This is a genomic window from Paenibacillus violae, assembly GCF_032461945.1.
Lineage (GTDB): Bacteria > Bacillota > Bacilli > Paenibacillales > NBRC-103111 > Paenibacillus_E > Paenibacillus_E violae.
In genome coordinates this window covers 862,132-874,135 of record NZ_JAWCUD010000001.1, presented here as the reverse complement: position 1 = coordinate 874,135, position 12,004 = coordinate 862,132, and the positions used below count along the sequence as shown (strand labels likewise).

Here is a 12,004-nt window from a genome sequence, read left to right as displayed (position 1 = left end):
TACCAGTATCATTTAAACTCCGTTACTTGCTTTTTCTTCCCTACAGTCAAGCCTACCTTAGAAACACGTGGCAAACCAACCTTCTGATTCTCAAAAATCTTACTGTTATAATCGATAATAAGACGCGACTGATTCTCCGAGGTGACTTGTGTTTGATCATCCATTTTAATACTTTCTACTCCGCCTGTAGCATTCCCACGAATGGCATTGACTGTCAAGTTACCTTTGGCAAAAAAGCCGCCATATACCCAAAATACGGAACCTACCCCATAAATCGTTGCATCACTATCCGTGTAGAAAAAAGCTTTTAAGATTGGAGGATTAGCACCATGCGTCTCCACCGGTTTGTTTCCAGGTGACTTCGAATCGTACTGAAAAGGTTCTTTAATATCAAGAAACGAATTGACGCGATAAATATCAATAGCACCTTTAGAAATAAGAACTAACTCTTTCTCCTCACCATCTAGCCCCTTCAAACCTAAAATAGAAGCATCCACAATCTCCGTTTTACCTAACGTGTAGATGGTGGAATCCATATTAACGGTGTTATGTATAGATAGATTACCTGTAACCAGTATATTAGCTTTAATGTCAAGGGTGCCTTTATCTATATTCGTATTTTTAATCGTTAAATCACCATTTACAATGAACCAGCTGCTTTTATTTAAATTAACAGGAACGGGGTTTTTCACACTTTCTTTGTAAAGCAATTTACTGAATACCTCGCCGCCATCTATCGTTAAATTGCCATTATACATTATCGTATTCTCAAGCTCGGATGAAAACAAGCTAATAAGACTGCTCTTCTTCGCCTCATAGGCGGCATACTTAGGAGCATTAGCAGGATCAGGCGCTACTTCATCCAGCGGATCAATAATTTCCATCCATGGACTCAAGTCCGTAAGACTGTCTCTGGACGCCAACGCCGTCTTCACCTTCATTCTTTGTCCATCTGGATCTGCAATATCTTTCCCGATGGCCTGAACCATTTTATCCACGAAGGCTTCGTTGACTTCTATCCCTGCAAATTTGCTCTGATCTTTGACATGAATATTCGCAGGATCCGTGCTAGTCAGCACCTCTTTGATTGTTTTTACGCCCTCTCCCTCTTCTTCACTAATACTTTTATAACCACTATTGCTGTTGCCGACATTTTCAAGTGTGTCACATTGCGGACTGGTTTGAGAAACTGTTGCGCTTACCGTCTCACAATAATAAGCATTTAACCCGTCCCCGGATGCATTCTTTTGAACGTAGACGCTTCCCTCCAACTTCGGGAATTTAGTCGACTGATATAACGGCGTACCAAGGTACAAATATTCAGCTTCATTTTTGACCTTTAATGCTTCTCCCGCATAAATATCCCCGATGATATAAGGCGATCCATTAATCAGCACAGTTCCTTCCGAACCCATCGCATATTTCAGTGAATCTGGAAACGTGTCCAAAATAATATCCTGGGTAAGTAGACGCGTGACATTATTCACAGTAGCTTCAGCATCAATCGTAATTTTATAATTCAGCGAGCTGTCCTCTTTTTTATTTTCTTTGAATTCGATACTATGTATTTTCCCTCTGGCTGCACCTACATCATGATCCAATAAAGTACTGGTCGCTCTCCCATTTAACTTCACTGTAATGTCATCCAACCTATTTTGAACTTCATCAATGTTAACGCCATCCTGACTTTCAAAATCGGACATGATATAAGCAGCAGCCTCATTCAACGCCTTCTCAGCCAAATGCAAACTTTGAACATCCTTTTGCTTCGTCTCCGTTCTTGTTGCACCGCCTATGCTTGCACTCAACACAGCCAAACCTAATATCGAAAAAATAAGAACCATAAATAAAACTAACAGCAATGCTGAACCGCGCTCCTCGCGAAACATGCTACTCCTCCTTAGAAACCGAACTGGCTTTGCAGCTTGAGCTTGTGATCTCTTCCTTTAGAAGTCTGACTTAATTCCAATGTGACATTAATAAGCCCGTTCGTACATCCATTTGTACAGCTGTTAATGTGAATCATAGAATCGCTCATAACTTGAGATTTTAATTCTATAGCACTGCTAGCCGTTTTCTGATCGTTATAGATGTAAACTTTATGGTCCGTGTTGTCAACAACCACATGGCGAACTGATACATGCTCACCTTTTACATCGTTTGTTTTTATATGCATCAAAATGCCATTTTCCGTTTCACTGTTCGTGCTGAAATTCTCAACGGTTTCGGGGCCTTGTGTATAAAACTCACTCATAATCGCCGACATAATGATATCGCCTTCATCCCGCAGAGAATTCTCGACATTCACTCGATCATAAGCTTTGAAACCAAAATTAATCACCCCATAAATGGATCCAGCTATCAAAGAGAAAATGCTTAAAGCAGCAATGAGCTCGACCAGCGAGTAACCCTTTTGCTCTTTGATGCTGTTAACGAATCGACTCATTTGCAATATAGCCCTCCACAATGACAGGTTTATTTCTTCCGTTATTCACGTTGTTATCTTTGACAGTCACTTCAACATGAATAGGCAGCAAATAATTCGCCATCCCTTTTTTTACAGGATCATCTTTCAACTCATTTGTAATATCTACCTGATAAGACACGGATATTTGATATTCAATATCATTTACCTTGGGGTTAAGCACATCCCAGAGGAGCTTCATATTCGGATTTAGAAATAAATTTTGTAAATCAGGTTTATCACAAATATTTCTAGTACTGCAGTTCTTGGGTGAAATATCTAGATTACCCTTTAGGTCACCCGTACTAGGATCAATAAAATAATTATGAATCGTTGCATAGTTCTGCTTCTCCATATAAAACAAAGCGTTCCTAGCCAAATTCACCATCACCGTTTTATTCTGATTCCCTTTGTTATACGACATCGCGTTAATGAAAAACGCCAGCATCGCCATGGAAGCCACAGACAATATGACCGTCGCAGCCAAAACCTCTATCAGCGTAAATCCCTCTTCACGGGGCTCTCTTCTATTCATCTCATATGCTCCTAAGATTATTAATTTCAATATGTCACGCATCTGCAAATATAGGACTTTTAATATAGGACTATTGTACCATATTTTCGACTCCAAACACTGATTTCCTGCATAAAAAATGACAAACAGACTCAATTTGTGTCCCTTTCCCGAAATGTAAAAAAAGCCTCACTCCCTTATAGGAGCAAAGCTTCTTAAGTTGTTCTCGTCCTCAGACATAAGGCGGGTCCCACGCTTTTTTATCCCATCCCAGCGTGTCGCTGACCACGTTCATGTCGCGATCCAGATGAACGTTGACCCCGAAAGGAAGCTTTCGTTGATGCCAAAAACGGACATCTCGCCACTGCACTTCATAGCCGTCCGTTTTCTCGGTCCAGCACACATGAATGCGCTGCGCGAAGTGCAGGAAGGCACGGACGCCATCTGTAGCCAAGGTAGCTTGCACGATCGGGTGTGACTGTTCCTGGCTATAGTCAATTTTGCTATATTCCACTTCAGTCACGACAGAACCATCCCGAATTTCGCCCAAGTAAAACCGCGTATCACTCTCGATAACGAATTGCCAACGGAACCAACTGAGACTGGGAATGAGATGGCATATTCCGTCTTCCAGATTCAGTTCCTTTTTCACCAATTTAACAAATCGTTTCCGCTGTTCGCTCCGAATGGCAATATAAAAGAAGGTCGCCACGTATATCAACGCGAACATCTCCCCGATATGAAGCCCCCCGCTGCCGTGCCAAACTAAAATCCAAATAAGAACGCCAAAGGTATGCAGGACGAACAGGAAAGGTTCGTAAAGACAGAGGGTATCGAGATGATGCCATTTGGAAGAGAACGGCCGGAGACACTGCACGCCATAGACGTTAAATAAGTCCAGAAACACATGAAAAACAACAGCCAACAAAGTCCACATATACAGGCTAAACAAATGATCCCATACCCCAAAGATAGCTGCAAGAGGCAAACTGAGCACAATCGGCCAAATAAAGAGTGCCGGCAAGGAATGGGTAATTCCTCGATGAACACGCAAATAGTTCGTATACCCTTTGATTCTTGCGATCGTATCAAAATCAGGGGCATGTGATCCAATGAGCGTTCCGGCCAGAATTGCATGGGTCAAATTCGGATCTTGCGATACGACAGGCTCCAAACAAGCGAGTCCTGCTAAGGTGACGCCGAACAATAAATGGCTTCCTGTGTCCATGTGTCAATCACCCATCCTTTGTCATTGAGTGCTATCCTACTTCAGATGATGTCGTTTGATCGGCATTTGTGACAGATGTTTCTTCCCAACGTTCGTGCACATTGAACCAATAAAACCAAGAACCCGGCTGCTCACGGATGGCTCGCTCCATGAAACCGTTCAGCAGCAGGTTCACTTCAGCACGTGCGATACGCCCGGATAACTCAGCTTGCAGTTCAAGAGGCGAACCAAAAATGAGCTTGTGGTTGAAACCGCGGGTGCGATACCCGTAAAAAGGTACAATAGGTATTCGCAAATCATGAGCAAGCATAGCCGCACCCTCAGGCGTGCGAGTCAACCTCCCGAAGAAACGGGATAACGGAAAGGAAGCGCGCCAGAAATCCCCGAGCAGAAAAACGACCCCACCGTTCTGCAAATGCTTCTTTAAGGTCCGATACAGCTCCAGAGGAGGGACACTGTCATAATCCAGTCCCTTGCAGCCCATGGCAGCAAATTTCAGATAAAGCGGTCTAAGCTCCTGACTGCCTGCTGAAGCGACGGTCAGACAATCATATTTCCGGGTCAAATACCAATAGTAATAAAAAAAGTTGCCTATATGCGGCGTATAGACGATAAAACCCTTTCCGTTCGATCGGCTTTGAGCTTCTCGGAGGTTCTCTTCGCCAAGCACATCGAAATGATGCGTTTGCAATTTTAACAGTCGCTTAGATAAGAAAAGAATCTCAACAAGCGTAAACACAACATTTTCCATATAATTCTTGGAAATCGCACGAATGGCTCGTTTCGGCTTTTCATCAAGCAAATCGGCCATATTATGTTCTACTCGTCTAACTAAGCTACGCAAAGCAACATGACCGACAAAAGAGATAAACGCACACACCGCATGCAAAACCCAAAGCGGAATGATTCGCAGCTTGTGTTCGATACGCGCCAGTTTTTGTTCGTCTGAAGTTAGTTTGGCGATCCAATCATACAAAGCAAATCCTCCTTGCCTACGTTGTTAGAAAATGACGTTTGTACCGTCTTGTAACACGCTCTTTTTCCAAAATGATGAAAAAATCAACGGTCTCAAATAGCTCATCATAGGCCGGATCGCCGCCAATTTCAGCGCCGAGCCATTGATACCCCTTCATAAGTGGAGGCAGCTTACGAAACACATCTTTTTCATTACAATCAACTTCCAGTCGAGCAAGCCCGGATATCCGATGCGTGGCTAACGGTTCGATACCGTACCGGTTGGTAATGACCTGTTTTCGAAGCAGCATCGTATAAATTAGATTTAAATCTTCTAAATTGCTCATATGTACACTGGCACAGCCTATTAAATGCGTGTAATTTCGCTCCGTAATGTAACCGGCAATCCCTTCCCATAAAAGCTGAATCGTTTTCCCGCCGCGATACTCCGGTGCAATGCAGCTGCGCCCTAGCTCTAGCGTCTGTTCTTTATATGCGGCATAAGCCGCTAAATTAAATTCGGTCTCCGAATAAAAGCCTATGCCTTGGAGGGCACGATCTCCTGGAAGCAGACGGTAAGTACCTACAACCTGATCTGTGTCCAAATCTTTCACAATGAGATGATCGCAGTACGCATCATAAGCGTCTTTTTCAAGACCTTCCTCATTGAGCATTCGCATGTTTTTCTCTTCTTCAACGAAAACCTGATACCTTAGTCTCATGGCCTGCTCAATTTCATCTGCGCTGCTTGCAAGCCTAACCGCTAGTTTGACCTGCTGAGGCGCCGTATTCAGGAGGGGTCCACTCATCTTCTTCACGCCTTTCCACTGGATTCTCACTGTTCCATCGTAGCAAAGGTTTATTATGGTTTCATTTTCGTATTGTAAAAAAATTGTAATGTTTGGAAAATGAAAATAAACCGCATTCGTCGCTTTGACGAAATACGGTTTATCCTGTTCATTCACAAAGTCATTGAAGCCAGTAATAGATCGGTATGAATAAAATGGATGTCATGATGCCACAGATCGCCATGGACAGCCCGGCAAAACCACCCTGCTGCTCTGAATCCTTGACGACTTTCGCTGTCCCAATGCCATGCGCGGCCGTTCCCAAAGCAATCCCGATGGAGATGTCGTCTGTTATCTTCAACCAATTCAACAAACGTGTGCCAAACATGCTTCCAAACAGACCCGTCATTGTCGTCAGAACGGCTGTAAGCTCCGGGATCGCCCCTAACCGCGTAGCGATTTCAATCGAGATTGGCGAGCTAACTGACTTAGGCAGCATGCTAAGAATAATGGACTGGCTGCCGCCAAGAAGTCCAACAATAGCTGCGCTCGATGCTATACCAGTGATGGATCCTGCCAATACGCTAAGCATAACACGCTTTAAATTGGATCGAATTAAGGATCTGTATTTATACAACGGGACACCTAGAGCAACGGTTGCCGGTCCAAGAAGAAGAGTGAGAACATCCGCCCCTCGTTTAAAGTCTTCAAAAGGAATTCGAAATCCAACTAAAATAAGAATAATAAGTCCTGTACATACAAAAAGCGGATGCATAAACCGCCATCGCTGATACATCACATTAGCGAACGCATAAATCAGAACGCTTAAAGTTAAACCGAATAAGGGATGCTGAAGCATATTACCCGCCATATTTTTCCCCTTCCTTACCTAGCTTGGAAGATACCCAACCCGTAACGATAAGCACGACGGCCGTTGCACCAACGATGCCACCACATATCGCAACCAGATTGGCACCAATAATAGGTAGAAACAAGAGAATACCCACCGTATAGGGGATAAAAAAAAGCATCATATGCCTGGTCAGCAGCGACGCGGCTTCTTCCACCCATTCAAGTTTAACAAGCTTAGCGAATAAAGCCGCTGTAAATAGTATGAGCCCGATCACGTTACCAGGTAGCGGCAGGTGCAGGCCCATTTGGATTACATACCCTATGAAATTAAAAGCTAATAAAATCGCAAAACCAAGCATGTTGTCTCCCTTTCCGCTCAAAAACCGGTTCATCCAGAATCTTTATAAGCATTTCGTATTTCCCTTAACATAACATAAAAAATCGAGGACATAAAGATAGAAAGCAGTATTTCTGCTGCTGGAATCCCCATTTCGTCACCTCAGTCTACACACCTTTTGGATAGTGTATGAGCAAAAATTACGAAAATGACTTTTTCCGACTATGGACAAGACCCACCGGGATAAAAAAAGAGACTATCCATTCGGTCAATTCTGACCTTCCGAAATAGTCCCATCTCGTGTTGCTTATCCTTTTCGAGGCACATCAAAGCTCCAAAAGTCTTTGGCAATATGACTGTTGCTGTGATGATGCTGTGCTTCTTGCAGCAGTTCCAGCACAGCGTCTCCTTGGTAGCGCGAACTAATGTGCGTCATGATCAAGGCATTCACTCCTGCTTCCTGTGCAATCCGCGCCGCATCCGTTGAGGTCGCATGATCGAAAGAATAAGCTAATTCCTGCTTATCCATAGCAAATGTCGCCTCATGTACAAGTACATCGGCGCCTCGAGCCAAAAGCTGAGCCCCGCTGCAGTAGCGCGTATCACCGAGTATGACGACGATGCGTCCGGGAATCGGCGCACCCAAGAAATCGGCGCCATGCAGCGTGCGTCCATCCTCAAGCTGAACCGTCTGCCCTTGCTTAAGCTTCCCGTAGATTGGCCCGGCGGGGATACCTAGCTCCGTCAACTTATCCAACATCAGCTTCCCGGGTTGATCCTTCTCGATGATCCGATATCCGAAACATTCGATGCGATGCTCCAAACGCGCAGTCTCAACCAAGAAGGTGTCATCTTCGAACAGGAGTCCCTCCTCCTCGATTTCCACAATCTTCAGTGCATAGGTCAGATGCGCGCCGCTAACTTCAAGAGCCGTGTCAACAAATCGTTTGAGCCCCGGAGGGCCAAACATCGTAAGCGGTGTATCGCCACCCAAATACGAGCGGCTGGTTAATAAGCCTGGCAGTCCGTATAAATGGTCTCCATGCAAATGTGTGATGAACAGCATCTCCGTACGCCCGAGCTTTACGGGAGAGTTCATAATTTGCTGTTGGGTGCCTTCACCACAGTCAAATAACCAATAGGTCCCCCGTTCATCCAGCAAGTTAAGAGCAATCGATGTAACATTACGCTGCTTGGAAGGCATGCCTGCCCCTGTTCCCAAAAAATAAAGTTCCACGTTCCAAAACCCCAATCTCTCTGAAAATCACAGTTGGTAACACGGAAAGCGAGGTCGCTGCCGAACATAGTGTTCGAGCAAGCTGCCTCGCTTTATGCCATAACTTTTCTTAGCCTACATTGAAATAACGCGCTTCTTTGTGGGCAAACACGATAGCCGATACCGACGCTTCCGGCTCCATCATGAAGGATTCTGTCAGCTCAACGCCAATATCTTCCGGTTTCAGAAGATTGAATAGCTTGGCTTGATCTTCGAGATTCGGACATGCCGGATAACCGAATGAGAATCGTTGGCCAATGTATTTGGCTCCAAATCTCTCCTGCATCGTCATATCGACGCGATCTGCGATCCCCCATACATCCCTCATAATATGGTGGATGCGCTCTGCAAAGCCTTCCGCTACTTCTAGTGCAGTCGCTTGCAGTGCATGGGATTTCAAGTAATCCCCTTTATCACGCCATTCCCTAGCCAGCTCATTAATATCATGCCCAGCTGTCACAAGCAAGAAGCCTACATAATCCATCTGACCGCTCTCTACGGACTTCAAATAGTCAGCTAAGCACAGATACGGTTCTTTGTCTTGACGCGGGAACGTGAAGGTCTCAAGAACTTTGCTGTGATCTTGCGGATCGTAGACAATCACATCGTTTCCGCTTGATTGCGCCGGGAAGAAACGGTACATACCATGCGCTTTAATGATCCCGTTATTTTGAGCAGCGTACAGAATTGAATCGACTGTATCTTTTAGCTGCATGGCCTTCGTATCCCTATCGCTAAGCAGGGCTTCAACCTTCCCTTTGAGACCGAGATGATGGCCGAGCAGCATTTGCATGTTCACATAAGGCATAAGATGGCTAATCGGGTAATCTCTCATGATATGGCGCTCTGTATCTTGCGGCACTTGTACAGGCAAATCCTTGGACACAGCAGATGAACTCACGCGCGTAAGCTGCGGCAGTTTCTCTTCCTTCTTGCCTGTATCCATAACATCGGATTCCAGATTTTCTCTTAGCTCCTGGATGAGACGTTTACGCTGCTCAGGATCGCTTAATCGATTGGCGATATCCAGACCGTCCATGGCATCCTTCGCATAGAGAACTACACCTTCGTACTCCGGTTGAATACGAGTTTTGGTGAATTTCCGTGTCAACGCGGCGCCACCAACCAGAATCGGCACATCTACACCTGCAGTACGCAAATCTTGTGCGGTAATAACCATCTGCTGAGCGGATTTTACCAATAGACCCGATAAACCGATAGCATCTGCGTTTTCTTTGCGCTGTGCTTCTATAATTTGCTCAGGCGGTACTTTGATCCCAAGGTTTACAATCTTGTAGCCATTGTTCGACAGAATAATTTCGACCAAATTTTTACCGATATCATGCACATCACCTTTAACGGTTGCCAAAATAATTTTACCTTTGACAGCTGTTTCGGATTTCTCCATAAAAGGTTCCAAATAACTAACGGATGCTTTCATGACCTCAGCACTTTGAAGAACTTCAGCAACAATCAATTCATTTCCATTGAAAAGGCGGCCTACTTCCTCCATCCCTCTCATAAGCGGTCCATTAATGACTTCAAGAGGTGAATAAGTTTGAAGCGCAATCTCCAGATCTGGAATTAACCCTTCCTTCGTGCCTTCTACCACATAAGAACCAAGGCGCTCTTCCAAGGTCAGATTGGAGATCTTCTCCTTCTTCTCGACCTTCTTCTCACGGAAATGTGCGACAAATTTCGCCAAAGTCTCATCATTCGTATTGTAAATCAGTTCCTCAGCCAGTTGACGTTCTTCCTCTGAAATAGAGGCATAACGCTCCAACTTCTCTGTGTTCACAATCGCATAATCAAGGCCGGCTTTTGTACAATGGTACAAATAAACCGAGTTCAACACTTCGCGTCCAGCATCCGGTAATCCGAATGAGATATTACTCAAACCAAGAATGGTTTTGGCTCTTGGATATTTCTCTTTAATCAGCTTGATTCCTTCGATTGTTTCCACTGCAGAACCGATATACTGCGGATCTCCCGAACCGACAGGGAACATATTTGGATCAAAAATGATATCCTCTGGATTCATCCCGTATTTCTCAGTTAGCAATTCATAAGCACGCGTTGCTACTTCAATCTTCGCTTCGCGCGATACAGCCTGGCCCCGTTCATCAATGAGAATACAAACAACCGCCGCGCCATATCGATGAATAAGAGGTAAAATCCCGGCAAATTTCGATTCGCCATCTTCGAGGTTAATGGAGTTAATAATCGCTTTACCTTGCGAATATTTAAGCCCTAGCTCGATAATGTGATCATACGTGGAGTCAATCATTAAAGGCACCTTCACCTTTTTGACCACCTGCTGCATGAACTCTTCTACCGCGTAAGCCTCATCAATATCCGTGTCCTGCAAGTTGATATCGATGATGTGTGCTCCGTTTTTCACTTGATTACGCGCAATTTCCGAACCTTCTTCAAATTTGCCTTCTTTAATCAAGCGCTTGAATTTACGCGAGCCCGAAATATTCGTTCGTTCACCAACCATGATGGGACGGTTCTCAGGTTCGATAAATAAGGTTTCAATCCCCGAAACAGCGGGTAAATGAGTCCCATATTCCGTTCTAGGTTTGTAAACGCTAAGTGTTTCAGCCATAGCACGAATGTGCTCAGGTGTTGTTCCACAGCATCCGCCGGCAATATTAAGCCAGCCCTGCTCGGCGAAACCGGCCATTTTCTTGGCCAAGGATTCCGGCGATTCATGATAATGACCATTCTCATCCGGCAATCCGGCGTTGGGATAACAGCTGATTGCGGTCTCCGCAATACCTGCCAGCGTTCGAATGTGATCCCGCATGAACTCAGGGCCCGTAGCACAGTTCAATCCCATGGAAATGGGTTTCAAATGCTCAAGTGAAATATAGAACGACTCGATGTTTTGCCCAGCCAGCGTTGTTCCCATTGGTTCAATCGTTCCTGAAATCATAATCGGAAGCTCGAAGCCCAACTTCTCGAAAGCTCTACGAATACCAATGCTTCCCGCTTTCACATTCAGTGTATCTTGCGATGTTTCCAGAAGAATCGCATCGACCCCAGCTTCACATAACGCTAAAGCTTGTTCGTAATAGCTTTCCTCCAGCTGGTCGAACGTGACGCCTCCGGTCACTGATAACGTTTTGGTCGTTGGCCCCATAGCGCCTACGACATATCGCGGCCACTCCGGCGTTGAATATTTGTTCGCTGCCTCGATAGCCAGCTTGGCTGCAGCGAGATTCAACTCGCGGTGACGGTCTTGCAAATCATACTCGGCAAGAACTACACTTGTCGTTCCAAATGTGTTCGTTTCGATCATATCCGCGCCTGCGGCGAAATAAGCTTCATGAATCTTACGAATCACATCCGGGCGAGTTACGCATAGAATTTCATTACAGCCGTCTAAATCATCGCCTCCGAAATCTTCAGCTGTTAAATTCTCTTGCTGAATCATGGTACCCATGGCGCCATCGAGGATCATGATCTTTTTCTTTAGCTGCTCTTGAATCGGTGGTTTAGACATGAAATGACTCCCTTTCAACTTATCCTGAAGCGATAGATAATAAATAATCGACAAATTATGTTAAGATTTAGTGTAACAGAATA

Annotated in this window: 10 protein-coding genes; all 10 read right to left on the bottom strand. The window is 44.8% G+C overall.

Going from position 1 to position 12,004, the window contains the following annotated elements; translation table 11 throughout:
* Positions 1-8: 8 nt before the first annotated feature.
* The 10 genes from RQP52_RS03800 to metH all read right to left on the bottom strand — a co-directional run bounded on the left by RQP52_RS03800 (position 9) and on the right by metH (position 11,921).
* Positions 9-1,889: a hypothetical protein gene (locus RQP52_RS03800; RefSeq protein WP_315949575.1), complete on the bottom strand. Its 1,881-nt coding sequence runs from the start codon at positions 1,887-1,889 to the stop codon at positions 9-11.
* Positions 1,890-1,900: 11 nt separating this feature from the next.
* A complete protein-coding gene (locus RQP52_RS03795) occupies positions 1,901-2,446 on the bottom strand; it encodes a PulJ/GspJ family protein (protein WP_315949573.1) in 546 nt (181 codons plus the stop codon).
* Positions 2,430-2,999: a type IV pilus modification PilV family protein gene (locus RQP52_RS03790; RefSeq protein WP_315949570.1), complete on the bottom strand. Its 570-nt coding sequence runs from the start codon at positions 2,997-2,999 to the stop codon at positions 2,430-2,432. The genes RQP52_RS03795 and RQP52_RS03790 overlap by 17 nt, the downstream gene beginning before the upstream one ends.
* Positions 3,000-3,210: 211 nt before the next feature.
* Positions 3,211-4,206, bottom strand: a complete 996-nt coding sequence (locus RQP52_RS03785) for a metal-dependent hydrolase (protein ID WP_315949568.1) — start codon at positions 4,204-4,206, stop codon at positions 3,211-3,213.
* Between the two features lie 31 nt (positions 4,207-4,237).
* On the bottom strand, positions 4,238-5,182 hold the full coding sequence (locus tag RQP52_RS03780) for a lysophospholipid acyltransferase family protein (RefSeq protein WP_315949567.1): 945 nt from the start codon (positions 5,180-5,182) through the stop codon (positions 4,238-4,240).
* A gap of 16 nt (positions 5,183-5,198) precedes the next feature.
* On the bottom strand, positions 5,199-5,999 hold the full coding sequence (locus tag RQP52_RS03775; RefSeq protein WP_315949566.1) for a GNAT family N-acetyltransferase: 801 nt from the start codon (positions 5,997-5,999) through the stop codon (positions 5,199-5,201).
* A gap of 130 nt (positions 6,000-6,129) precedes the next feature.
* Positions 6,130-6,819: an LrgB family protein gene (locus RQP52_RS03770; protein WP_315949565.1), complete on the bottom strand. Its 690-nt coding sequence runs from the start codon at positions 6,817-6,819 to the stop codon at positions 6,130-6,132.
* Positions 6,809-7,180 (bottom strand): CidA/LrgA family protein, encoded by a 372-nt coding sequence (locus tag RQP52_RS03765; protein WP_315949564.1) that lies wholly within the window; start codon positions 7,178-7,180, stop codon positions 6,809-6,811. Before RQP52_RS03765 ends, RQP52_RS03770 begins: the two co-directional genes overlap by 11 nt.
* A 264-nt stretch (positions 7,181-7,444) precedes the next feature.
* Complete coding sequence (gene rnz / locus RQP52_RS03760) at positions 7,445-8,374, bottom strand: ribonuclease Z (protein ID WP_315949563.1); 930 nt, start codon at positions 8,372-8,374, stop codon at positions 7,445-7,447.
* A 109-nt stretch (positions 8,375-8,483) separates the two neighbouring features.
* A complete protein-coding gene (metH, locus tag RQP52_RS03755) occupies positions 8,484-11,921 on the bottom strand; it encodes a methionine synthase (protein WP_315949562.1) in 3,438 nt (1,145 codons plus the stop codon).
* Positions 11,922-12,004: the final 83 nt, after the last annotated feature.